The 25,473-nt window shown below is 47.0% G+C and carries 22 protein-coding genes; 7 read left to right on the plus strand and 15 right to left on the minus strand.

Going from position 1 to position 25,473, the window contains the following annotated elements:
- The first annotated feature begins 224 nt into the window (after window positions 1–224).
- Window positions 225–605: a SirB2 family protein gene (locus VT06_RS04045; protein ID WP_046553003.1), complete on the plus strand. Its 381-nt coding sequence runs from the start codon at window positions 225–227 to the stop codon at window positions 603–605.
- Between the two features lie 73 nt (window positions 606–678).
- On the opposite strand, the gene nrdD is transcribed toward VT06_RS04045, so the two are convergent.
- The 8 genes from nrdD to VT06_RS04085 form a co-directional block, all read right to left on the minus strand.
- Window positions 679–2,526, minus strand: a complete 1,848-nt coding sequence (gene nrdD / locus VT06_RS04050; RefSeq protein ID WP_046553004.1) for an anaerobic ribonucleoside-triphosphate reductase — start codon at window positions 2,524–2,526, stop codon at window positions 679–681.
- 19 nt (window positions 2,527–2,545) lie between these two features.
- Window positions 2,546–2,998, minus strand: a complete 453-nt coding sequence (gene nrdG / locus VT06_RS04055; RefSeq protein WP_046553005.1) for an anaerobic ribonucleoside-triphosphate reductase activating protein — start codon at window positions 2,996–2,998, stop codon at window positions 2,546–2,548.
- 281 nt (window positions 2,999–3,279) lie between these two features.
- Window positions 3,280–4,494, minus strand: a complete 1,215-nt coding sequence (locus tag VT06_RS04060) for a hypothetical protein (RefSeq protein ID WP_046553006.1) — start codon at window positions 4,492–4,494, stop codon at window positions 3,280–3,282.
- Window positions 4,495–4,716: 222 nt separating this feature from the next.
- Window positions 4,717–5,484, minus strand: coding sequence for a peptidylprolyl isomerase (locus VT06_RS04065; RefSeq protein ID WP_046553007.1), 768 nt, complete (start codon window positions 5,482–5,484; stop codon window positions 4,717–4,719).
- A 34-nt stretch (window positions 5,485–5,518) separates the two neighbouring features.
- A complete protein-coding gene (narI, locus tag VT06_RS04070; protein WP_046553008.1) occupies window positions 5,519–6,211 on the minus strand; it encodes a respiratory nitrate reductase subunit gamma in 693 nt (230 codons plus the stop codon).
- A 2-nt stretch (window positions 6,212–6,213) separates the two neighbouring features.
- Window positions 6,214–6,948 (minus strand): nitrate reductase molybdenum cofactor assembly chaperone, encoded by a 735-nt coding sequence (gene narJ / locus VT06_RS04075; RefSeq protein WP_046553009.1) that lies wholly within the window; start codon window positions 6,946–6,948, stop codon window positions 6,214–6,216.
- Window positions 6,949–6,951: 3 nt separating this feature from the next.
- Window positions 6,952–8,487, minus strand: coding sequence for a nitrate reductase subunit beta (gene narH / locus VT06_RS04080; protein ID WP_046553010.1), 1,536 nt, complete (start codon window positions 8,485–8,487; stop codon window positions 6,952–6,954).
- 16 nt (window positions 8,488–8,503) lie between these two features.
- The gene (locus VT06_RS04085; RefSeq protein ID WP_046553011.1) at window positions 8,504–12,220 is read right to left on the minus strand and encodes a nitrate reductase subunit alpha; all 3,717 of its coding nucleotides are present in this window, start codon (window positions 12,218–12,220) and stop codon (window positions 8,504–8,506) included.
- Window positions 12,221–12,555: 335 nt separating this feature from the next.
- Here VT06_RS04085 and VT06_RS04090 point away from each other — a divergent pair, with 335 nt between their 5' ends.
- Complete coding sequence (locus VT06_RS04090; protein WP_046553012.1) at window positions 12,556–14,379, plus strand: ATP-binding protein; 1,824 nt, start codon at window positions 12,556–12,558, stop codon at window positions 14,377–14,379.
- A 71-nt stretch (window positions 14,380–14,450) separates the two neighbouring features.
- Here the strand turns inward: VT06_RS04090 and VT06_RS04095 are convergent, their stop codons facing one another.
- Window positions 14,451–16,067 (minus strand): MFS transporter, encoded by a 1,617-nt coding sequence (locus VT06_RS04095; protein WP_046553013.1) that lies wholly within the window; start codon window positions 16,065–16,067, stop codon window positions 14,451–14,453.
- 366 nt (window positions 16,068–16,433) lie between these two features.
- Between VT06_RS04095 and narL the strand changes: the two genes are divergently transcribed.
- The 5 genes from narL to VT06_RS17755 all read left to right on the plus strand — a co-directional run bounded on the left by narL (window position 16,434) and on the right by VT06_RS17755 (window position 21,560).
- Window positions 16,434–17,087, plus strand: coding sequence for a two-component system response regulator NarL (gene narL, locus VT06_RS04100; protein WP_046553014.1), 654 nt, complete (start codon window positions 16,434–16,436; stop codon window positions 17,085–17,087).
- Window positions 17,087–18,337 (plus strand): gephyrin-like molybdotransferase Glp, encoded by a 1,251-nt coding sequence (gene glp / locus VT06_RS04105; protein ID WP_082122438.1) that lies wholly within the window; start codon window positions 17,087–17,089, stop codon window positions 18,335–18,337. The genes narL and glp overlap by 1 nt, the downstream gene beginning before the upstream one ends.
- 123 nt (window positions 18,338–18,460) lie before the next feature.
- Complete coding sequence (locus tag VT06_RS04110) at window positions 18,461–20,062, plus strand: thiamine pyrophosphate-binding protein (protein WP_046553015.1); 1,602 nt, start codon at window positions 18,461–18,463, stop codon at window positions 20,060–20,062.
- Complete coding sequence (gene yegQ, locus VT06_RS04115; RefSeq protein WP_046553016.1) at window positions 20,056–21,366, plus strand: tRNA 5-hydroxyuridine modification protein YegQ; 1,311 nt, start codon at window positions 20,056–20,058, stop codon at window positions 21,364–21,366. Before VT06_RS04110 ends, yegQ begins: the two co-directional genes overlap by 7 nt.
- A 2-nt stretch (window positions 21,367–21,368) precedes the next feature.
- The gene (locus tag VT06_RS17755; protein ID WP_082122439.1) at window positions 21,369–21,560 is read left to right on the plus strand and encodes a YfhL family 4Fe-4S dicluster ferredoxin; all 192 of its coding nucleotides are present in this window, start codon (window positions 21,369–21,371) and stop codon (window positions 21,558–21,560) included.
- A gap of 157 nt (window positions 21,561–21,717) precedes the next feature.
- On the opposite strand, the gene modC is transcribed toward VT06_RS17755, so the two are convergent.
- The 6 genes from modC to moaC are packed head-to-tail and all read right to left on the minus strand — an operon-like array spanning window position 21,718 to window position 25,473.
- The gene (gene modC / locus VT06_RS04125; RefSeq protein WP_046553018.1) at window positions 21,718–22,794 is read right to left on the minus strand and encodes a molybdenum ABC transporter ATP-binding protein; all 1,077 of its coding nucleotides are present in this window, start codon (window positions 22,792–22,794) and stop codon (window positions 21,718–21,720) included.
- Window positions 22,791–23,480 carry a molybdate ABC transporter permease subunit gene (gene modB / locus VT06_RS04130; RefSeq protein WP_046553019.1) on the minus strand — a complete coding sequence of 230 codons (690 nt, stop codon included), beginning with the start codon at window positions 23,478–23,480 and terminating at the stop codon, window positions 22,791–22,793. Before modB ends, modC begins: the two co-directional genes overlap by 4 nt.
- Window positions 23,481–23,484: 4 nt before the next feature.
- Window positions 23,485–24,249 carry a molybdate ABC transporter substrate-binding protein gene (modA, locus tag VT06_RS04135; RefSeq protein ID WP_046553020.1) on the minus strand — a complete coding sequence of 255 codons (765 nt, stop codon included), beginning with the start codon at window positions 24,247–24,249 and terminating at the stop codon, window positions 23,485–23,487.
- A gap of 3 nt (window positions 24,250–24,252) precedes the next feature.
- Entirely contained in the window at window positions 24,253–24,702 is a 450-nt protein-coding gene (gene moaE / locus VT06_RS04140) for a molybdopterin synthase catalytic subunit MoaE (protein ID WP_046553021.1), read from the minus strand.
- 1 nt (window position 24,703) lies between these two features.
- A complete protein-coding gene (locus VT06_RS04145; protein WP_046553022.1) occupies window positions 24,704–24,955 on the minus strand; it encodes a MoaD/ThiS family protein in 252 nt (83 codons plus the stop codon).
- Window positions 24,952–25,473 carry a cyclic pyranopterin monophosphate synthase MoaC gene (moaC, locus tag VT06_RS04150; RefSeq protein ID WP_046553023.1) on the minus strand — a complete coding sequence of 174 codons (522 nt, stop codon included), beginning with the start codon at window positions 25,471–25,473 and terminating at the stop codon, window positions 24,952–24,954. The genes VT06_RS04145 and moaC overlap by 4 nt, the downstream gene beginning before the upstream one ends.

A 25,473-nucleotide genomic window follows, 5' to 3' on the forward strand; every position in this document is an offset into this window, starting at 1 on the left:
TACAAGAAACAAGCCAACTATTAAGTGGTTGTTATTTAAGTTATTTTTTTGTTTTTGTCTAAATTTTGGTGGTTTTAACCTGAAATTTTCGGGTTAAAACCACCTGCAGGGTGAAAGTTACCAGATCTTCACGTGGTAGGGTTTTTTCTACCTATTTGGCGATATAGGCAGCGCGGCAAAGTTGTTATAAGGTAACGCGTATTCGCAAAACAGAGACGGAGCAAATGGGGTATTATTTAACAGTAAAACAGTTACATATGTTTTGTGCTTATTTAAGCACGACCTTATTTATTGCCAGACTATTGCTGGACATAGCCGGTAGACCTGGCTGGCGGAAGAGCCAGGTGCGCTATTTACCGCATTTTAACGACACCTTGTTGCTGATGCTAGCATTCACGTTACTGGCGATAGGGCCTTGGCAGCCTTTCGTACACCAATGGCTGGGCTTTAAAATTTTGCTGTTGCTGGGTTATATCGGATTTGGTGTTGGTGCCTTGAAGCAAAGTCTAGCTGTGCCAGTACGCACAGTTTGTGCTGTGCTGGCGCTGGCTCAACTAGGTGGAATTTTATATCTGGCGCGGTTTAAACCGTTGTTGTGGGTGTGATGAAATACTACGCTGGTGCTGGCTGGGGCCCTGAAATTAATTAAAATAGGGCGCCCTTCCGTTGTAAGGTGTGTTAACTGGTTTTGCAGGCCAGTTGCTTATTTTCTTGCTGGCTATCTGTTCGCTGTCGCTCTCTTCGCTGATAGAACCGTAGCCCATGCTCCAGCCGGCGGCCGCTACTAAACGCTGATACCCGTTTTAAATAGCCGATGACCCGAGTGCCATAATCAATGTCCTTACTGCCGCAGCTGGGGCAGGCACACAGCGTACGTTTATCGATAGCCTCACACTGGTTGCAGATGGTAATTTTCACATTAACGCAAAAGTAGTTGCAGCCGGTACGTGCCGCAATATTCAGCAGACTTAAATAACCTGCCTGATCCAGTTTTTCCTCTAGGTTTAAATGCAGCGCCGAGCCGCCATCAAGGTAATCCAGCAACTCTCGGCCGTGTAGTTGAAATTTGTCCAGGGTATTACTTTGATCATCCTCTACTACATAAAAATAGGAGTTATAGCAGTCGCGTGGCACAAAGTAGCCATCTTCACGGTCCCACTTGGCATTTTTAACGCCCAGGTTTTCTGCCGGCACAAATTCAGTGTTAAACATGAAGCCATATTCAGCTTTAGCCGCTTTATTAGCGTCAAAAATAACTTTTAGTTGTTGCTGCACAAAGTTGATGTAGTCGGGGTTATTGCCAGCCGTTAAGCCTTGTGATTCTGCGGCTTCCACCATACCGTTAATACCTATGGTGAGAAACTGTTTATCCAGACTGATAAAGCCAGCGTCATAAACTGTTAACAGCCCGGCATCTTTGTAGTGCTCTATTAATTTGCGATAGGCCACCTGATATTTATGGATTTTACTGATCTCAGTGGCCAAATCCCGGCCATCTTGCACCAATCGGTTCATGTTTACCGTTATCACATTGATTGAACCGGTAGCGACCCCACCCGCACCTAACGAATAAGAGAACGTATTGTCACTTATTTCACTGCGTAAGCGACAACAGCTGGCCAGTGAATCGGCATTTTCAGACTGATAAATAAAGAAGGCGTTACCTTCTGCCATTTCGCGGGCGATATCATTGGCAAATTCAGCATCTTTGCATGAGCCATTGTCGGTTAACATCGCCACGGTTACCACAGGGAAGGTCAATACGGTTTTTTCACGTTCCTTATTAAACCAACTTAAAAAAAACTGCTGCAGCGCTGATACTGATTGCCATTCTGGTTTAATAAAGCCGGGTTTAACAAAATCCGGAAACACAAAATTACCAAACATACTGTCGAAGTAATGTTGATCGTATACCGAGATATTCCAGAATACGCTCTGATAACCGCGCGCTGCTGCGGGTTGGTTCAGGGCGTACACCACATGTTGCAGATGGTTGGCAATTTGCTTCGGGTGGGTTTGCAGGTAGTTGTCGCCGTAGTCTTTGCGGGCAAAATAATCAAAGTAGGTTAAAAACTCTACCGTCGCTACCGCGCCAGCAAACTGACTGGAGACGGCAAACACGAAGTTTACAAAACAACCGCAAAATGATTCAAGGTGCTTTGGTGCCAAAGATTCACCCCCTAGCTTGGTTAAACCATCCCGCAAAAACGGATACATAGTAACCGACACACAATAAGGCTTTAAACTGGTTTCGTCATGGACATAAATTTCATGGTCTGTTAGCTGCCGTTGGTATTCTGCAGCGAGTTCAGCGCCGAACAGCTCACTAATTTTATTACTCACCAGTGCCCGGTTAACCTGAATAAACTGATCTTTCATCAGTTCAGCTTCCAGGGTAGCGATGTTTTTTTGGGTGACGTTAGCATTGGCATCCAGTTTCGAGCCATCTGCAGCATTATTGGCGTGCAGATAGTTATCAATAAAACTCAGTTTTTGTTGTAGTTGGGTCAAGTTTAGCGCTTGCATTGTCTATTCCTTCAGCAGGTTATGGGTGAATAAAAAGGTGGTTTAGGCATTGGCCTGTGCGTAAATCAGTAAAAATCTGGTTAGTATTCGCACTATTAAGGCCACCGAGCTCGGCCAGCCAGCGACCGGTTTTTAGGTAAGTCAGTTGTTGTTTAAGATCAAGGTTGACATCATCCAGTCCGGTGTAGAGGCAGGTATGCAGGCCAGCCTTTCGTGCGAGAGATAATAATGACAACAACGTTTCTGATTGCCATTCCCCTCCCAGAAATAATACACAGCTTATTAAGTCTTTATAGCGTTGTATGCGGTGGCTAAAGTATTCCGGAGTAAGTAGGCAGCCAAGATCAGATCGCCAGCTATAGCTGCTATGGCAGCCCTTGCAACCGAGTTGACAGCCGGCAATAGTAAAGGCCAGCGACACCTCACCTGGTACTTCCTGAAATACAATTTGTTCGTCAGTAAATCTCAGCATAAAACCCCTTATATAGTGATTTTATCCGGCTGCGGCACTATATGTTGTGGTTTAGCTTAACGTTAAGCCCAAGGAAAAGTTTGATCTGGATCAAGTTTTGGCTGACGTTAAAATTCGATCAGGTGGCAAAGCGCAGTTTTACTGAGGTTATTACCCCATCGGGAGTAAGGCGGTTTAACAGACATTTCCTGGATAAAAAAATAAAAAAACCGCCCACTCCAAGGCGGAGGGGCAGCAAAAGAACCAACAAGGTTGGTTAGTGGAGCTGGGAAGTGTGCTGGTTAAGGTTGATAGTTCAGCATTAGCCAAATTTTAGTGGTGTCTGCCGCCAGATTATCGGCATTGTAATACGCTAGTTTCAGCAGTCCTGTTAGTTGATTATTTAGAGTATAGCCTGCGGTCGCATTCCATTCATCGCCGTATTTTCTGCTACCGGCGTCGCTGTCAAAGCGATGGTATGCCAGCGTGAGTGCAACGCCTTGCAGTTTACTGCTGGCTTGCAACCAATTGTCACGCAGACCGCTAGTGGGGGTGTTTAAAAAGGTATCTGCAAAACCAGAAAACGCATGCAGGGTAGCCAGTGGCGTTTGGAATGCGCTTTGGCCATTGCCGGCTAAACGTTCTTGCCCAACTTGTAATGTGATGCTGTCTAATACCCAACTAAGACTTAGCCGGTGATAGTGATGGCTAAAATTAAGCGGTGCATTATGCGCAGCATCCTGTTTGGCCAGCGCCAGCTGCCAGCTAAATTTAGGCCCGGTAGCGAATTTACCTTGATAATCCGCGCCGACAGTACGACTACTGCGTACCGCCCAGTTCTCAAAGTCAAAGTCATAGCCAAAGGCGGCTAACTGATGCGCCGGGCTGACTTGCCACTGCAACAGCGCCGTATTAAAACGGCCCTGCTGATCAGCTGCTGCACCTTTGGGGCCGAATACCCGGTTAACATTGTAGTAATGACCGAGTTCAGCACTCAGGTTCGCAGTAAAGCTTTGCTGCAGGCGATAACCATCTAGGGTTTGTTCGTTCTGACGCCAACTAACACCGCCCAGAAAACGCTGGTTAAGGTGGTTAACCAATTGGCGTCCGGCACTAATAACTGTGCCGCTATTATTCTGATAGCGAAGCAGCGCCTGATTAATATCAGTACCTTTTGGATCGGCTACTACGCTGTAGGCTGTGTTACCGTTAGCGGTGCTGTTGTAAGTATCATTACCCAGTACACTGACATTATCAACTTGCAATAAGCCGCTAAAACCGGACAACTGGCCAGTGTTTAGCGTTAAGCGGCTACGCAGGGTAGAGGCAATGGCCTCGTCTAATGCATTATCTTGATCCACCGCCTCTAGCCGGTAGCGAAAATGTGCCGCTACGCTGCTTTGCTTTAAGGCGTTGCTCAGTTCGTTATTAATACCTGCGTAGACCGGTGTGGACATTACTGAGGTAGACAAGATTAATGGAATGGCAAAAGGTAAAACAGAAATAACAGTTTTCATGGTAGGGTCCTGGTTAAAGCTGATATAGCGATCTTAGCCTGAAACGGTTTTTTATATCATTAGGTTAAGGGGTTACCTCATTATTGGTAGGGGCATAATTAGTAGGAGCGCAATTATGCGCTCCTTTGATGGTTCACCTTGCTGCTAAAATTGAGGTATACGACGTTATGACGGGGGCGCCTTGATATCAAAAAAGTAGGGGCCCCCGGTATTCTGGCCTGGTTATTGTATTAACGGTGATTCCGACAAGTTAAAATCGTAACCTGCGATATCTGCTGCCACTATCAGGGTATGAATATACTGCGCCACTGCTTTACGTCGGACTTTTTCGTTAAGATATTCGGAAATTTTTTGTTGTACTGCGTTAAAAGGTAGCAAATTTCCGGGTACTTTGCGGGCAATATACACAACATGCACGCCGTAACGGCTTTCGATACCCCGCGGCAGTAACCCCGGTTCAGCGCTAAATATCTGCCGTTCAAATTCTGCCACGGTCTGGCCGCGACTTATTTGGCCTAAGCTACCGCCGGTTTCTTTAGAGGGACAAGCAGAATAGTGTTTTGCAAGCTCCGCCATACTAGTACCTTGCTGCAGCTGACTGATAAGTTGCTCTGACAAAATTTTGGCATCTACCCGGGCTTTGTCATCATCTGGCGCAGCAGCCAGTAATATATGGCTTAGCTCTAGCAATGGCGAACTGGCAAACCGATTGGGGTTGAGCCGGTAGTATTGCTCGCATTCCTCAAGGCTGGCAGTGGGTATCGTTACTTCCTGTTCCAGCAGTTGCTCTAAAAAATCATCTTGGCTGGTGGCCGCGCCATCGCTATCAATGTCCAGACCCAGCATTTTAGCGCGCTGGCGTAACAGTTCAGCAATAACTAGTGCTTCAGCTGACTTTAACATCGCATCACGCTGCGATTGAGCTGGGTGATACTGCATTTCTGCCAGAATATCTTGTTCCGGGATCTGAGTTTGGTTGACCTGGATCATAAAAACCTCACGTATTATCGTGTTACTAATAATGTTATTTCGAACCAAAGCGACGACGCACCACTTGGTAATTTCGGCCAAAATAGCCCACCGGCACGCTCCAGATATGCACTAAACGACTAAATGGGAATAGCACGAATAAGGTGATGCCCCAGAACACATGCGCTTTATAAATCCAGTGTAAGCCGTCTATAAATTCAATGGCTTCTCCCGGGCGGAATGTCAGCAGATAACGCGACCAGTTCATCAGGCCTTTCATTACATAACCGTCCATATGGCCAGTTGAGACAAAAATTGTCATGATACCGAGAATTAATTGCAAATAAATGACTAACAAAATCATGCTATCCATTAATGAGCTACTGGCACGAACCCGAGGATTAAATAGCCTGCGGTACACCAGCAGGGTTAAACCAATAAAACAGATAACGCCGAACAGGCCACCAACGCCCAGGGCGATTAATTGTTTAGTCGCCAGGTTAATACCAAAGAATTCCCAGACTTCATAGGGAACAACCAAGCCAGCAAAATGCCCGGCAAAAATCATAATAATACCAACATGAAACAAAATACTGGCTAGCCGGAAATTGGTTTTATCCAAGATTTGGCTCGATTGTGCGCGCCAGGTATATTGCTCGCGCTCGTAGCGCAACAAGCAACCCAGAAAAAAGATAGCTGAAGCCACGTAAGGGTAGATGCCAAATAACAACATATCTATAAATTTCATAATCAGACTCCTGACGTAACGTTGCTGCGTGGCGCCTTAGTGGCGTCAGTCCATTGCAACGGAACATGTTGGTCCCGTCGTTGGGTTTCTGTTGGTTGGCTGTTGCTGGCGCAGCCTTCTTTGTCTGCGCCCGGACCAAAGGTTACCATTTCTTCTTCCCACACTTTATCCAGTGCTTCGCGGGTATTGTCTGGCTTTTCTGTCTTCAATTGCTCGCGCAGCGGGGCCAGTTCTACCGGTACCCCAGACAGTTCAATTAATGCGCCAAGTAAGGCTTGATAGTTACTATCCCGCTGCTCTAACCGGCACAACAATACCGATAAAATGTGGGCTACCTCTGCCAGACCTAATTGCGCATTCTCGTCGCCTTGAGTACTTAAGAACTCTAGGTAAAGCGGAATATAATCAGGCAACTCGCGCACGCCGATATCCAACCCCGCTTGCTGATATTGGTTCATTAAATCCACCATAGCCTGGCCACGATCACGTGACTCTCCGTGCAGGTGTTCAAATAACAGCAGAGATAACGAACGGCCACGCTCAAACAAACCATCGTACTCTGACTGCCAGTCCATAATATCGCTCTGGCAGCGCTGAGTAATAAACTGGCTTACCTGTTGTTGTTGTGCCGTGGATAAGCCAGATTGCTGAACAATAGCCAGCAAATCATTGCTAACCAGTTGCAATTGCGGTTGCGGATAATCCAGCAACAACGATATAACGCGTAAAATATCCATTAGTTACTCCTTCATAGTCACTGGAATGACTTTGCGTACACCTTTAGTGGAGCCACCAAAGATATTCAGTTTACTTTCACCACCGGCACAACCGTTACCAAAGCTAAAACCACAATCACTTTTCATGTCGTAAGCATTTTCAGCATAAGCCTTGTGACTGGTAGGAATAACGAAGCGATCTTCATAATTGGCTATTGCCATATAACGATACATTTCTTCTACCTGAACCGCGGTTAAACCCACCTGATGTAATACTTCTAAATCTTCAATGCCATCAACTTGTTGTGAGCGTTTAAACGCCCGCATAGCTATCATTCGCTCCAATGCTCTGACGATGGGCGCTTCTTCGCCGGCAGTAAGTAAATTGGCCAGATATCTAAGCGGAATACGCAGCGATTTCAGATCCGGAATTTCGCCATTCATCCCAACATGGCCAGCCTGCACTGCTCCCTGAATAGGCGACAGTGGTGGCACGTACCATACCATTGGCAAAGTACGGTATTCCGGGTGCAGTGGCAGTGCGACTTTCCATTCCATTGCCATCATGTAGACTGGTGAGCGCTGAGCGGCTATTAGCCAGTTGTCACTAATACCTTCTGCTTTGGCAGCAGCGATAACGTCTGGGTCGAAGGGATCAAGAAAAATATCCAGCTGTGCCTGATATAAATCTTTCTCGTTAGGAGTACTGGCTGCCGCTGCAATTTTATCGGCATCGTACAGCAGCACGCCTAAGTAACGAATGCGGCCAACGCAGGTTTCTGAGCATACGGTAGGCTGTCCGGCTTCAATTCGCGGGAAGCAGAAAGTACACTTTTCCGACTTACCACTTTTCCAGTTATAGTAGATTTTTTTGTAGGGGCAGGCCGAGACACACATGCGCCAGCCACGACATTTGTCTTGGTCAATTAACACAATGCCGTCTTCTTCACGTTTGTAGATAGCGCCACTGGGGCACGCTGCGACACAGGCCGGGTTCAAACAATGCTCACACAGCCTTGGCAGATACATCATAAAGGTCTTTTCAAATTGACCATAAATGTCTTTTTGAACCACCTCATTAAAATTTTGATCTATTTTCCGTTTAGCAAACTCGGTACCCAGAATTTCTTCCCAGTTGGGGCCCCATTCAATTTTTTCCATCCGCTTACCGGTGATCAATGAACGTGGACGTGCAACTGGCTGATGTTTTACATCACCAACAGTATGCAAATGTTGATAATCAAAATCGAATGGTTCGTAATAGTCGTCAATTTCTGGCAAATCCGGGTTGGCGAATAAATTCGCCATAATGCGCAATTTACCGCCAATTTTTGGCACAAGTTTGCCATTTTTTTCGCGGGTCCAGCCACCTTTCCATTTTTCCTGGTTTTCCCACTCTTTGGGGTAACCAATACCAGGTTTCGTTTCGACATTGTTAAACCAGGCATACTCTGTGCCTTCGCGTGACGTCCAGACATTTTTACAAGTGATGGAGCAAGTGTGGCAACCTATGCACTTGTCTAAATTCAGCACCATGCCAATTTGGGCTCTAACTTTCATATTGCTTACTCCAACCTTATTTAGTGTCTAACCAATCGACTTTGCCCATCTTGCGGATGATGACAAATTCGTCACGGTTGCAGCCAACGGTGCCATAGTAGTTAAAACCGTATGACTGCTGCGCATAACCACCAATCATGTGAGTGGGTTTCATTACCGCCCGGGTTACCGAGTTGTGAATACCACCACGGGTGCCGGTAAGCTCGCTGCCGGGAATGTTGACGATTCGTTCTTGAGCGTGATACATCATGCTCATTCCTTCCGGTACCCGTTGTGACACCACGGCACGGGCAGCGATGGCACCATTAACGTTGAAGATATCAATCCAATCGTTATCGACAATACCTGCTGCTTTGGCGTCAATTTCACTGATCCAGACGATAGGACCACCACGTGACAGTGTCAGCATCAGTAAGTTGTCGGAGTAAGTACTGTGAATACCCCATTTTTGGTGTGGTGTTAGAAAGTTCAGGACAATTTCCGTATTGCCGTTGGGCTTTTTATTTAACACCGGGTCTACCGTTTTTAAGTTAATTGGTGGCTTATAGCTGCAAAGCTGTTCACCAAAATCACGCATCCATTCGTGGTCTTGATAAAACTGCTGGCGGCCGGTAATGGTGCGCCAAGGTATTAGCTCGTGTACGTTGGTGTAGCCTGCGTTATAAGACACATGTTCATCTTCTAAGCCAGACCAGGTAGGCGATGAAATAATTTTCCGCGGCTGCGCTACAATATCGGCAAAGCGTATTTTTTCATCTTGCTTGGGTAGGGCTAAATGGGTGTGGTCACGTCCGGTAAGTTCACCTAATGCCGCCCAGGCTTTAACCGCCACCTGGCCATTAGTTTCCGGGGCTAACGATAAAATCATTTCGCAGGCATCAATGGCAGTGTCTATTTTTGCCATGCCTTTGTTAACACCTTCATCGGTGTGAACACGGTTTAGCTTACGTAAAAAATCAACTTCATTTTTGGTATCCCAGCTAATACCTTTACCGCCATTGCCAACAGACTCTAATAAAGGGCCAATAGAGGTAAAACGGGCATAGGTATTGGGGTAGTCACGTTCTACCACATTAATATGCGGCATGGTCATACCCGGAATGGCTTCACATTCACCTTTCCACCAGGCTTTTACGCCATAGGGCTGGGCTAACTCGGCAGGGGTATCATGATGCATTGGTATGGTAACAACATCAGTTTCCACCCCTAAATGCCCAACGCTGGCTTTCGAAAACGCTTTGGCGATACCTTTAAATATTTCCCAATCGCTGCGCGCTTCCCATACCGGATCAATAGCTGCGGTTAACGGGTGAATAAACGGGTGCATATCTGAGGTATTCATGTCGTCTTTTTCATACCAGGTAGCGGTAGGTAGTACGATATCTGAATATAAACAGGTGGTTGACATCCTGAAGTCCAGCGTAACCCATAAGTCTACCTTGCCTTCAGCACCGTCGTCGGTCCATTCCACATCTTCTGGTTTATTACCACCAAAACTGCCTAAGTCTTTGCCTAATAAACCATGTTTAGTGCCCAATAAATGGCGTAGCATGTATTCATGGCCCTTACCGGATGAACCTAATAAGTTAGAACGCCAAACAAACATATTCCGTGGGAAGTTTTTCGGATCTTCCGGTTGTTCACAGGCAAACTTAATTTTGCGATCTTTTAATTGCTGTAACACATAGTCTTTAACCTCAACCCCTGCAGCTTTAGCTTCGGCCGCTAATTTTAACGGATTAGTGCCAAGTTGCGGCGCGGAAGGTAACCAGCCCATCCGTTCAGCCCGGGCGTTAAAGTCGATAATGCTGCCAGACCATTTTTCTTTATTGGCTAAAGGTGAAATGATTTCGGTCATATTTAGTTTTTCATAACGCCATTGGCTAGAATGGTTATAGAAAAACGAGGTACCGTTCATGTGACGTGGCGGACGCTGCCAATCTAGTGCAAAGGCCAGCGGTGTCCAGCCCGTTTGTGGCCGCAGTTTTTCTTGCCCCACATAGTGGGCCCAACCGCCGCCACTTTGGCCGATACAACCACACATCATTAGCATGTTAATTAAACCACGGTAGTTCATATCCATGTGATACCAGTGGTTTAAACCTGCGCCAACAATGATCATCGAACGACCACGGGTTTTATGGGCATTACGGCCAAATTCAGTGGCTATACGAATAACGTCATCTGGTTTAACACCAGTAATGGCTTGTTGCCAGCCTGGTGTATAGGGGATATCGTCAAGATAGCTGGTTGCCCGGTTAGGGTCGTTAACACCGTTATCAACCCCGTAATGCGCCAACATTAAATCATAAACTGTTGCCACTAATGCGGTTGACCCATCGGCAAGTTGTACCCGTTTGGCCGGAACCTTGCGCAGTTGCACATCGTCGTGTGCGGTGTGCTGGAAATACTTGTATTCGTGCGGCGCGCCACCAAAATACGGAAAACCAACCTCGGCAAATTCATCACAGCCATCTTTTAATGACAACTGTAATTCTACTTCACCGTCTTTATCATCTTGTTGTAAGTTCCACTTACCTTTTTGTCCCCAACGATAACCAATGGCGCCATTCGGGCTGGTTAAACGACCATCTTTGTTAACCGCAATGGTTTTCCAGTCTGGGTTGTTGGCTTCACCTAAATTGTCTACTAAATCTGCAGCCCGCAAAAACCGACCCTGCGATAAACGGCCTGCAGACTCTTCTAGCATCACTAACATGGGCATATCGGTATAACGTCGCACATAGTCAGTAAAGTAAGGGCTTGGGTTTTTAACGTGGAATTCAGTTAAAATAACGTGGCCAAAAGCCATTGCCAGCGCCGCATCTGTGCCTTGGCGTGGTGCTAACCAGGTATCACCAAATTTTGACGCTTCAGAATAATCCGGGGATATTACACAGGTTTTGGTGCCCTTGTAGCGAACTTCTGTTAAAAAGTGCGCATCAGGCGTGCGGGTTTGCGGTACGTTTGATCCCCAAACAATAATATAATTTGAGTTATACCAATCAGCAGACTCAGGTACATCTGTTTGCTCGCCCCAAACTTGTGGCGATGCGGGAGGTAAGTCGCAGTACCAATCGTAAAAGCTTAAACAGTTACCGCCAATAAGCGATAAATAACGTGAACCTGCAGCGTAAGACACCATTGACATGGCTGGGATGGGTGAGAAACCCGATACCCGGTCAGGACCGTATTCTTTAGTGGTATAAACGTTAGATGCAGCAATTAATTCGTTTACTTCATCCCAGCTCGCCCGCACAAAGCCACCTAAGCCGCGTCGTTCTTTATAACTTTTGGCTTTTACCGGGTCTTTAACAATAGACTCCCAGGCTTTAACCGGATCAGCATGTAATGCTTTTGCTTCACGCCATAACTTCATCAGTTGCTGGCGCATTTTTGGGTATTTTAACCGGTTGGCACTGTAAATATACCAAGAGTAACTTGCGCCACGCGGGCAGCCTCGTGGTTCATGGTTAGGTAAGTCAGGCCGGGTACGTGGGTAATCAGTTTGCTGGGTTTCCCAGGTTACCAAACCATTTTTGACATAAATTTTCCAACTACATGAGCCAGTACAGTTTACGCCATGAGTTGAACGTACTACTTTGTCATGCTGCCAACGTTCACGGTAGCCTTGTTCCCAACGGCGATCTTCATCGGTGGTAACGCCGTGGCCGTCGGCAAAAGGTTCTTTGCGGGCTTTAAAAAATCGCAATTTGTCTAAAAGGTGGCTCATGGTTAACTCCTGATCTTGTCCGGCATAAACAGATTTTTTCACTTCTGGTATGCACACTATAGAAACAACTGGCCGATGATGCTTGATTTAGATCAAGCTCGCCAGCGTGCTAAATAGCTGATAAAAAACAAAAATACCTACAATGGGGTAGTGTGAGTAGCGCCGTTTTGCCCGACAATACGGCACCTGTTACCCCTTGTTGCTTAACGCTGCCTTTTTTAGCTATCACTGTAGGAAAAAGGGGGTAGCTCAAATGTATTGGTTGTTTTGAGTGTTGGAGCAGCATCAATAGCAATAAGCAGGTATGCTTTAGTTAGCAAAGAAAAGGAGTAGTTATGCGACAGTTTTCTATTGTGACCCGGATTAACATTGCTCTAGCCTGTATTGTTTTTCTGGCTATTAGCACTATGTTGGCATCGTACTGGTTGTCTGACAAAACAGACAGTGATGCGCATGCGGTAAATGTGGCCGGTTCGCTGCGGATGCAAAGCTATCGGATGGCTTGGCTGCATCAGCAAAATGTGCCTGAAAAACTACAGCAAGCCCGCGAGCAATTTACGGCCAGTTGGCAACACCCGGTATTTCAACGTTTTATGCATAATAAAAAAATTCTGACGCAATTTGAGGCCGCTCGACAGCACTGGCAACAAATTGAAACAGTGTTTCTGCAGCCAGCTAATGCAGAGCAGTTAGAACAAGTATTGCAACAACAAATTGCCCTGGTTGAGCAGCTGGTATTTTACATTCAGCAAGATGCCGAACAAAAAGTGCGTAGTTTTCGTACCTTACAGTTGGTAGCATTGTTAGCGACGGTGTTGTTATCCGCTATCGTAATTTATTGGTTGAAAATAATGGTGCAGCAACCGTTAGAGGCGCTAACGCAAGGCGCAAAACGCGTTGCGATGGGCGATTTTACCTACCGGCTTAGCATCGAAAATAATGATGAATTAGGTATTTTGGCGCATAGTTTTAATAAGATGAACGACTCGATTGCCTATATGTATAGTAATCTGGAAAAACGGGTGGAACTTCAGACTGAAGCACTTCAACACAGCAATGTCACCTTACATTTTTTGTACAGATTGGCGCAGCAAATTAGCGAACATGCTCCCGAGTTTGTTGATTTTAAAAAGATCATGATTGAATTAAAAACGGTAGTAAAAGTAAATGATCTGGAGTTATGTTTGTTCACTGAAGAGGGCGATAAGCCTTACCTGCAAGTGTTACCTGATAACGATACTGATATCGATAATAGTCAAGGTAGTAATAATAGTAATAGTACCGATCCTTGTGCGCGACAACACTGTGGTGATTGCCTGAGTAAACCGGAAACTGTTGATTGTAACCAAACACATTATAATTACTTATTGCACCGTGACCGGAAAAAATATGGCGTGCTGGTAGCCCGAACTAGCAATACCGATACCTTAGAACTATGGCAGCAACAACTGATGGCCGCCGTCGCCGATCAGCTGGCATTGGCATTAAGTTTAAAATCAGAAGAAGCACAGGTTAGACGATTGGCATTAATGCAAGAGCGAACGGTTATTGCTCGTGAACTTCATGATTCATTGGCACAGGCATTATCCTACCTTAAAATTCAGGTTACCCGATTAAATAAGGCTACCGAGAAAGATGACAAAGCCACCATAGCCGATGTATCTGAGGAGTTAAAACAAGGTTTGCATGCGGCTTATCAACAATTACGTGAGTTGTTAACTACCTTTCGGCTTAAAGTGGACGGCAATGGCTTACTAAGTGCACTGGAGTTTTCGGTAAAGCAACTAAGTGAACAATCGGGTATGCAAATTAAGTTGGATTATCAACTGACTAATATTCCGCTGGCCCCGCCTGAAGAAATTCATTTGCTGCAAATAATCCGTGAAGCTTGTCAAAACGCTATTCACCACAGTTCAGGCAGCGAGATCCAAATTAGCTTGCATGATCAACAAGGCGAATCGATAGTACTGGCTATTGAAGATGATGGTGTTGGTATACCGCAATCAGCAGAAAAACTGAATCACTATGGTTTAGCCATTATGCAAGAGCGGAGTAAACATCTGGGCGGTACTATTAACATACAACGCCGGCCTGAGGGCGGCACCGGCGTGTATTTCAGCTTTACTCCTGAGTATTTACGACAACGACAAACCGCATAAAAATTTTAAGGGCGCCTGATGCTATAAAACAGGCGCCCTCATAGTGCTTGGCTGTTACCGCCTTAACCCTGTTACGGATTATAAAACTCGCCATTTTTACGCAAGTAAAATAACCAGTTAATCAGTAAGCATAAGGCATAAAACACCGCAAAACCAATCATCGCATATTCCGGCGTGGCAGCTTTAATTTGCTCACCAAACACCTGTGGAATGTAAAAAGCACCGTAGGCTGCTACTGCTGAAGTCCAGCCTAATACCGGCCCTGCTTGTTCTTTCGGGAATACCACGGCAATGGTTTTAAAGGTAGAACCGTTACCAACGCCACTGGCCGCAAATAAACCTAAAAATATCAGAAAGAACGGTACAAAATATTGCTCCGGTGTTGCCGACTGATAGGCCAGGGCCATAAAGTAAGCTGCACCCAGTGCACAGGCAATCATCACTGCCGCGCAAACCTGAGTTACCAAAGCGCCACCCCATTTATCTGACAGCCAGCCGCCCACCGGGCGGATTAACGCACCAATAAAAGGCGCTATCCAGGCATAGGTTAACGCGCTGGGGCCGTTCGGGTTAGCGGTAGTATGGGTCATTACGTCGTCGACCATAATATGGCTATAGCCAAAAATGACCTGAATTGACAGCGGAAAGGCTGCAGCAAAACCAATAAAAGAGCCGAAGGTCATGATGTACAGCACACTCATTACCCAAGTATGCTTATTATTAAAGATTTTGTACTGTCGCTCCAGGCTGGTGCGAATAGCACCGGGCAACACTTTAAGTGCCATTACCGTGACAAACAATATCAATACCAACACCAGTTCTTTGGGAATACTAAAACCAGAGCCGTTGACAGCTTCAGGCAGAATTAACCATAAACCCAGTACCGAACTGATTAAACCGATGGCATACATCACCAGAATAATGGAGAAGGAACCAAAAGCGCTAGGCAGTTTTGGGGTAACTTCCTCGGTATGAATATTGTTCATACCAAACCAGATAGCAAAAGCGAGTGGGATCAGTAGTAATAACCATAGAAAACCGGCGTTCTGGATCCAGGTTTCACTGCCAGCAGCAATACTGCCGATCAGGGTGCCACTGGCTTTTTGTAAAATCATCGGTTCGCCGGCACCCAGCAGGGTAAAGGCGCCAAAAGTCATAAACAACGGCACCAGTATTTGCATGCTGGTTACGCCAAAGTTGCCCAGGCCGGCATTTAAACCCAGCGCCAGGCCTTGCTGCTTTTTCGGAAAGAAAAAACTGATATTCGACATTGACGCAGCAAAATTACCGCCACCAATGCCAGACAACAGCGCCATTAGCTGAAACACCCAAAATGGCGTGTTTTGATCTTGTAAAGCCAGCCCCGTTCCCAGTGCCGGCACCATCAGCAAGCTGGTGGTTAGGAAAATGGTGTAGCGGCCACCACAAAGCCGGACAAAAAAACTGGCCGGAATACGCAATGTTGCCCCGCTTAAACCAGCAATAGCTGCCAGGGTGAACAACTCTGACGCGGAGTACGGAAAGCCCAGATTGAGCATTTGCACACTGATAATGCTCCACATCATCCATACGGCAAAGCCACATAGTAAGCTGGGAATTGAAATCCATAGATTGCGGTTAGCAATACGTTTACCAGTTGTTTGCCAGAAGTTATCATCTTCTGGTTGCCACTGTTTAAGATCTGACATAACTCACTCCTGTTGGGTAACTCCCCGTCAACTTTCAAAACAAATATCTCGAAATTCAATGGGCATAGCACATTAATCTGCTGAAACTATGCAGGGCGATGAGCATTGTCACAATGTATCTTCGGGGTTAGCAGACGAGAGCGGAGGGATAGTTGGGAGTACCTATTAAGTGGTAATTAGTAATAATTCAATTATTAAAGTTCATATAAAACAACAGCTTTTAAGTAGTGATATTCATTTTACTGTGACTTTTTTTGATATAGGCTAAATAACTTATTTGTTATTTAACTGATTTATATCAACGTTATTCCAAGCTTGTTATAAGCTAATAGCAGGAAGTTTATTATCTTAAATTGGGAGTCAGGCATGTCAGAGTACAAATCCAGCATTATGTTGGTGGACGATCACCCATTATTACGCAAAGGCTTAAAGCAATTATTAGCGCTGGAAGATGAGCTACAGGTAATAGCGGAAGCAAGTAGTGGCGCCGAGGCGATACCACTTGCCGTAGAGCTGGACCCTGATTTAATTATTTTAGATTTAAATATGCAGGGTATGGACGGTATTGCTACTTTAAAAAAGATGCGTGATGAGGGTGTTACGTCACGCATCGTTATGCTAACGGTATCGGATGCTGATGAAGATGTGGTTAACGCTATCAGTAATGGCGCGGACGGTTACTTGCTAAAAGACAGTGATCCAGAGCTGTTGCTGGAACAAATTAAACGGTCATTGACCGGTAAAATGGTGCTAAGTGAAGAAATAACACAAGTGCTGGCCACGGCATTACGGCGGCCGGCGGTAAAAACCTCAGCTGAATTAAACAGCCTGACAAACCGTGAGCATGAAATTTTGAGTTTTATTGCTAAAGGGCTGAGTAATAAGCTAATTGCTCGGGAGCTGACTATTTCGGATGGTACGGTAAAAGTGCATGTTAAACACTTACTGAAGAAGCTTGGATTGCGCTCGCGAGTAGAAGCAGCGGTGTGGATGGTGAATCAGCAAGCGGCTAAAACCTAATGCAACATTCACCTAAGCAGCAACCTAAAATGTTAAGTGCTGAGCAAGCTATAACGCAAATGTTAGCTGAAGTACAACCGTTGGTTCAGCAAGAAACCGTTCCGTTGGCTGCCGCGCTGGATCGGGTGTTGGCAAAGCCCGTGTTATCTGAAATGAATGTGCCGGGTTATGACAACGCCGCAATGGATGGCTTTGCCATGCGCGTGGCTGATATTAAACCTAACCAGCCATTAGTCGTAGTGGGTAAAGCCCTGGCTGGCCATGCTTATACCGCTAAAGTGCCGTCAGGCAGCTGTGTGGTAATTACCACCGGCGCGGTTTTGCCGCCAGAACTCGATACGGTGGTCATGCAAGAGCAGGTAAACCTAACACAAACGGAGACTGAGCAACATATTGTTTGCCAGCTTGTTCCTTTGGTTGGCGAGCATGTGCGCCGTGCTGGTGAAGACATTGCTAAAGATCAGCCGGTATTTGCAGCGGGCCATAAACTACGCCCGGCTGATCTTGGCTTGTTAGCATCACTGGGTTTTGCCAGTGTCACCGTAATTCGACAACTTAACGTGGCTATTTTTTCCAGCGGCGACGAACTCATTGCCCCCGGCCAGCCTTTACCAGATGGCCATATTTATGACAGTAATCGCTATGTTATTGCGGCTATGTTACAGCGGCTTGGTGTTAAAATTCTGGATTTAGGGTTACTGCCTGATGAACCAGCAGCAATAGAGCAAGCTTTTTTACAGGCTATGGCCAATGCAGATGTGCTTATTACCAGTGCCGGCGTCTCGGTAGGTGAAGCGGATTATACCCGGCATATTTTACAGAAACTTGGCGACATTAACTTTTGGCAGGTGGCTATTAAACCGGGTAAGCCATTTGCCTTTGGCAAGTTAAACCATTGCTGGTTTTTTGGTTTACCAGGTAATCCGGTTGCGGCAGTGGTGACCTTGGAGCAATTAGTCCAGCCAATATTGGGTAAACTTAGTGGTGAAGCGCCAGTGGCTGAAGGCACTCTGCTAAGAGCCGAGTGCCAGGTTGCCTTAAAAAAACAACCTGGCCGCCAAGATTATCAGCGAGGTTGGTATTGGCAAGATGGGCAGGGCCTGAAAGTAAAAACCTTAGGCCGTCAAAGCTCTGGTATGTTGAGCTCAATCGCTAACGCTAATTGCTATATTGTATTACCCGCTGACAGTGCCAGCTTACCAGCCGGTGAAAGTGTATTAATATTGCCCTTTTCAACAATGTTGCGTTAAAGCCGATATAAGTCATACCTCTTTTGCGCTGGCTTAAACCGGCGCAGCCTTGATCTGCATCAACACTACGCATGGCAATAATCGCCACACTTCTTTGCAGATAAAGTAAAGACGGAGTGGGTTATGTTATTGGTTGATGCCTTGCTGCATGAGCTTAACGAATTTGGGATAAAGCAGTTGTTTGGTATCCCCGGGGATTTTGTACTGCCGCTGTTTGAGCAGTTACAACAGCGAAGCGCATTGCCATTGTACTATTTAAGCCACGAGCCTTCAGCAGTATTTGCCGCCGATGCAGCGGCGCGTATTAGTAATAAACCCGCGGTGGTTATCCTAACTTACGGCGCTGGCGCGTTAAACGCAGTAAATGCAGTGGCACAGGCCTATGTTGAGCATGTGCCCTTAGTGGTAATCGCCGGTTTTCCCAGTCAGAGCGAAATTGACCGGGGGCTGCAAATCCATCATCAAGCTAAGACGGTTGACTCTCAGCGGGATATTTACCGCGAAATTACTGCGTGTCAATTACGGCTGAATAATCCGATCCGCGCTGGCGAAGATATTCGGATGGCGCTAAAAACGGCGAAAGAACTCAGTCGGCCGGTGCTGCTTGAGATCCCGCGTGATGCGGTACAATTTCACACTGTGCTTGCCGCCGCAGACTATCAGCCGCCCGTTATACCACTGGATGAGCTGGCCTTAGCCGTTACCCATATCGTTGAGCGCTTACAGCAGGCAAAGCGACCGTTAATTTTGGCCGGGGTAGATGTGCGGCGTTTCGATGCGGTAGCTGAGCTTGAAGCCTTAGCCAGCAAACTAAATATTCCTTTTATCAGCACCCTGATGGGCCGGGCCAGCTTCGACCAGCAACATCCACTTTACGGTGGTGTTTTTTTAGATAAAACGGATATTCGGCCCACGCAATTGCTGCGTAATGCCGACCTTATTCTGCAAATAGGCGTCATTAAAACCGACAGCAACTTTGCCGCCCATGCTGAGCTATTTCCTGTTGATAACGTGCTGTGCATTGCGCAACAGCCGCTGGCTTTAAAGCCATTACTGGCAGCCATGTTACAGCAGCCGCTAACGCCTGTTAGCGACACCATAAAGCCAATGCCGTTAAACATAACTATTAATGAGCAACAGCCATTGAGTGCCAGTAGCTTGGTGCAGCTACTCGATACACTATTAAGTAAGCAGCAAGCTATTGTGCCGCTGATTTCAGATATTGGTGATTGTTTATTCGCGTCCTTACATGCCAAGCCCAGCTTACTGCTGGCGCCGGCGTTTTATGCTTCTATGGGTTATGCGGTACCTGCTGCTTTTGGAGTACAGGCAGTAACAGGGTTGCGGCCTGTGGTATTGGTGGGAGATGGCGCATTTTTAATGACGGGGCTGGAGCTGGGGCACTGTGCCCGTTATGGTTTTGCTCCCATTATTATTGTGTTTAATAACCAGCGCTGGGACATGATTGATGCCTTCGCCCCAGGGCTTAACTGTACCGACTTACACAGCTGGAATTATGCTGAACTGGCACGCAGTATGGGAGGGCATGGCATGTTAGTAAATACTCTGGCAGATTTTAGTGACGCATTTACACTGGCACTGCAAAGCACTAATCGCTTTAGCCTAATTGAAGTAATATTACCAAAAGGTAGCCGTACCGAGCGGCTAAATAATTTTGCCGCGGGCTTTAAAGCGGCAGCAAAAGCTGAGCTGACGTTATGTTAAAACCTGAATTACTTTCCCCTGCTGGTAGTCTAAAAGCCATGCGGTTGGCGTTTGCTTATGGTGCCGATGCGGTGTACGCCGGCCAGCCAAGATACAGCCTGCGGGTGCGTAATAACGAATTTGATTTAGCAGCGCTAGCGACAGGAATTAGCGAGGCGCATGCGCAGGATAAAAAGTTTTATGTAGTGGTTAATATTGCGCCGCATAACAGTAAAATCAGTAGTTTTATAAGCGATATGGCGCCAGTGGTAGCTCTCATGCCGGATGCACTAATTGTATCTGATCCCGGCGTGATCTATCTGCTGCAGCAGCACTTTTCAAATATGCCGCTGCACTTGTCGGTGCAGGCCAACACGGTAAACTGGGCAGCAGTGAAATTCTGGCAGACATTGGGTGTAGAGCGGATAATTTTATCGCGCGAGCTGGCGGTGGAAGAAATAGCTGAAATACGTGTTCAGGTGCCAGATATGGAATTAGAAGTGTTTGTGCATGGTGCGCTCTGTATGGCTTATTCCGGCCGTTGCCTGTTATCGGGTTATATCAATAAGCGCGATCCGAATCAGGGCGCCTGCACCAATAGTTGCCGCTGGCCCTATCAGGTCCACGCTGCGGTAGAAGATGAAGTGGGACAGTTCAAGCCCATCAGCACACCGGCATTGCTGGAAGAGCAGGGCAGCCCCGGCGAGCTAATGAGTATTGATGAAGATTTGCACGGCACCTATATTCTTAATTCGAAAGATTTACGGGCTATTGAGCATGTACCGGCGTTAACCGCCATGGGCGTGCATTCATTGAAAATAGAAGGGCGTACTAAATCGCCTTATTATGTCGCGCGTACCGCGCAGGTGTATCGCCAGGCTATAGATGATGCTGTTGCTGGCAAAGCTTTTGATTATGGTTTGTTGGGCGAGCTTGACGGTATGGCTAACCGCGGTTTTACCGAAGGTTTTTTGCGCCGACATAAACCACAGGACACCCAGAATTACCATTCCAGTCACAGTGTTGGCGAGCAGTTATTGGTGGGCGAGTTTATTGGTGAGCAAGATAGCCAAGGCTTTGCCTTGCTGGAGGTGAAAAACCAGTTTTCAGTCGGCGATACATTGATATTAATGTCGCCAAACGGCAATCAGCGCTTTACATTGCGGGCACTGCGCAATAAACAGGATAATGATATTGTACTGGCACCAGGCGCCTGTTATCAGCTTAAAGTGCAGATACCACTTCAGATTGATTTACACTTTGCCATGTTGCTAAAGCAATTGCCGCTGCAGCAGGTTGCAGCAACTGATGCTGTGGCGGGTTAACGATGCCCGCCGTCATTGAAGTCAGCTGCATTAATTGTGATATGTGCGTGCCAGAGTGCCCGAACGAGGCTATCGGCATGGGCAGAAAACACTACGAAGTAGACCCAGACCTTTGCACCGAATGTATTGGTTACTATGACAAACCTACCTGCATAGCGGTATGTCCGATAGATTGTATAAAACTGGTGGTATAACTCAGTTATTGTCCTTACTTTGCTGATACTTGCCAAAGCACCCATTGCCAAGACGAAAACCTCGCTTTGAGCTTTAGCACCTTGGGGGTCAGATCCAATTGTTAATATTTTGTCACTTACACTTTGGCTCCTGTCAGCCTAACGCTGGCTTATCCCGTTAATCTAACGCCACGGCTTTAATCTGCGCATACACGCTCTGGCCTACCTGCAACCTCAAGCGTTCAACCGATTGCTTGGTAAGCAGCGCTTGCAGCGGTTGGTCTTCAAGGTTTAGCTGCACCAGGGTTTCGGCTGGATGGGGAGCGGGATTAAAGCCGGTAATGCTGACTTGCAGCTGATTACTGACGGAGCTGTCGTTGAGTTTAGTCAGGCTAAGGGCAATATCACGCGCCTGAATACGTAAACGGTAGGTTAAAGGTGAATAAGCTCCGGCAGCGGCAGTTAAAAACAGCGGTGCCGGCAGTTGTAATGGTTGCTGGCCGATATGCAGTTGCAGCAGGTGGTGTTTAATACCACTGCATTGAGCATACAGTAGCGACATGGCACCACTGGCGGCCAGTTCAGGTTTTAGTAACTGTTGCGGCAGAGATCCTTGGCTGTGGATGCTACCGTGTTGCATTAACACCAGATTATCAGCTAGTTTCACTACATCATCTAGCTGATGGCTAACCAATAACATAGGTATGCCGCTGTGGTTGGCGATGCGTTGTAAAAACGGCAGAATTTCGCTGCGGCTTTGCTGATCAAGCGAGGCTAACGGTTCATCCAATAGCAACAATTGTGGCTGGCTAAGTAATGCCCGACCCAAAGCCACGCGCTGGCGCTGGCCGCCGGATAACTGTTCAGGATGTTGTTTTAACAATGGCTTAAGCGCTAACAGCTCGATAACCTGCTCGGGCAGCATGCTGACGGTTATGCCTTTAACCAGACGGCGGTAGCCATACAGCAGATTTTGTTCGACTGACAAATGCGGTAATAAACTGCTTTCCTGAAACACCATGCCAATCCGGCGCTGGTGCACTGGCACAAAATGCTTACCCTGTTGCCAAACGGTATCATTGAAACGGATCTGCGCATCAGCGTGCCGGTCAAGCCCGGCGATAGCACGAAGTAAGGTAGTTTTGCCACAACCGGAACGGCCAAATAGGGCGGTGATGCCTTGCAGCGGCAGGCTATGCTCTACTTGCAGGCTAAAAGCACCGCGTTTCACGGTTAGCTGCAGCGCCAGTGTCACAATACCGCCTCGCGTTCAAAGCGCCGGTTCAGGCCGTAAACAATAAACAGCACGACAAAGGCACTGATTAATAACCCCAGTGATAACTGATGCGCCTGAGTGTAATTCATCGCTTCAGTGTGATCATATATCAGTACCGACAGCACCTGAGTTTCACCCGGGATACTGCCGCCCAACATTAAAATGACCCCAAATTCGCCCAGAGTGTGAGCAAAGGTAAGGGTGGCGGCCACGATAAAACCGCCGCGACATAGCGGCAGCACCACGCTAAACAACTGGTCCAGTTTACCTGCGCCCAGCGTTGCTGCAACCTCCAGCGGTCTTGGACCCATACGGCGAAAGCTTTCCAGCAGTGGTTGTACAGTAAAGGGCAGCGAATAAATAACCGAGCCAATTAAAATACCGCTAAAACTAAACGCCAGATGAGGTAACCCCAGCTGTTGTAATGTGCCACCGACAGCACCATGAGGGCCCAGCAGCAGTAATAAGTAAAAACCTAGCACGGTAGGCGGCAACACCAGCGGCAGAGCCACTATGGCCTGAATTGCGGTACGCAGTTTGCTTTGGCTTTGCGACAGCCACCAGGCGAGTGGTGTGCCCAGCAGCAGCAAAATAGCAGTGGTATACAGGCATAACTTTAATGTTAGTTGAATAGCTTGCCAGTCTTGCGCACTTAGCTGCAACATAATGTTACTCCGCTGCTTGGTCAGCGGTTGGCAGTTCAAAACCATAACGTTGTTTTATGGTGCGCACCTCAATCGTCGACATAAAGGCAGTAAATTGCTGCGCAGCATTATTATTTTCGCCGTGGCGGGTAATCACAAAAGCCTGTGCTAGTGGCTGATGCAGCGTTGCCGGAATAAGTTGATAACCGTGTTTGGCCAATTCAGGAAATTTGGCCAGTGACAGCGCAATGATCGCCATATCAGCACCGCCACCTTGCGCCAATTGTGCAGTTTGGGCGACGTTTTCGCCATATACCAATTTCGGTTCAATTGTTTGCCACAGTCCACTGGCTTGTAAGGCTTCTTTGGCACGCTGGCCATAAGGTGCATGAGCGGGCTGAGCAATCGCCAGACGGCGAAAGTGCATGTTGCTAAGTTGGCTAAGCTCGATGCCTTGCATATTCTGGTGCGGGCTCCATAGCACTATCCGGCCTATGGCGTACAACTGGGGTTGAGTAGTGGCAAGGCCTTCTGCGTAAAGCTGCTTGGGAAATTTAATATCGGCTGAAAAAAACACATCGTAGGGCGCGCCATGGCGAATTTGGGTGGTCATTTTACCACTGGAACCATAAGTAACCCGAACAGCAACGCTTGGTTGCTGCAGATTAAACAGTGCAACGATTTCGTCCAGCGCAAAACGTAAATCAGCTGCGGCAGCGATAGTTAATTTATCGCTGGCTTGCAGTGGCAGACAAAAGACCAAACAGAGCAGCAGTAAAAATCGTGACATGTGTTACTCCCAGCGGGTTAACGCTTGTTGATCACTGGCTTTGGCGTCTACCCAGTACTCACCATTAGCGGTATGTTCTTTTTTCCAAAACGGCGCGCGGTTTTTCAGATAATCCATTATAAATTCACAGGCGGCAAAGGCGGCAGCGCGATGGGCACTGGCAATGCCAACAAATACAATTTGCTCAATAGGCTTAAGAGTACCCACACGATGAATAATCCGCACAGCGCCCAGTGGCCAGCGCTGCTGCGCCTGTTTGGCAATATCAATAAGTGCCTGTTCTGTCATGCCGGGGTAGTGTTCTAATGTCATGCCGTACAGTGCGGTATCGTTAAGCTCGCGCACCAGGCCGCTAAAGGTGACCACGGCGCCACAGGCTGCATTGCGGCGTAGTTCGTGGTATTCACTGGCGAGGCAAAAATCATCGCTTTGTACTGCAACAAATACGCTCATATCAGCCGCCGGTTACAGGTGGGAAAAACGCCAGTTCATCGCCATCTTTAACTGTGGTATGTAATGGCACCAATTGCTGGTTTACCGCACATAATAAATCGCTGCGGCTAAGTTCGTGTTGCCAGTTATCACTAAGGCTTTTTAATTGCTCAAGAATGTCGGTGACTGGCATGGTTTGTCCATCGCTGTTTAACAGGTATTGCTCGCAATCTAACCGCTCGCGTAGCGCAGCAAAAAACAGAATTTTAATCATAAATCACCCTTAGGCGGGTAGCAGTAATGCCCCGATTTACCGCCGGTTTTTTCCAGCAAACGGATATTGCTGATGGTCATCGCTTTATCTGCTGCCTTACACATATCGTAAATTGTCAGCGCCGCCACACTGGCCGCGGTTAATGCTTCCATTTCCACTCCAGTTTGGCCACTTAATACACAACAGGTTTCAATTTGTATTTGGCCAAGCTCTGGCAGTAACTGAAAATCAACACTGACTTTGCTAAGCATTAAACTGTGACACAGTGGTATGAGCTCGCTGGTTTTTTTCGCCGCCATAATGCCGGCAATTCGCGCGGTGGCCAGTACATCGCCCTTTTTCAGCAGCGCCTGTTCAATTAAGCGGATCACGTGCGGGGTGGTTTGTAGTAAAGCACCCGCGCGGGCCAGTCGGTGGGTAGCCTGTTTGGCGCTAACATCCACCATGGCTGCGGCCCCGCTTTTATTCAGGTGAGTAAGGTCTGAATCAGTTACTTGGTCAGATCCGGGTAATGACAT

The sequence above is a fragment of the Arsukibacterium sp. MJ3 genome, assembly GCF_000987765.1.
GTDB lineage: Bacteria > Pseudomonadota > Gammaproteobacteria > Enterobacterales > Alteromonadaceae > Alishewanella.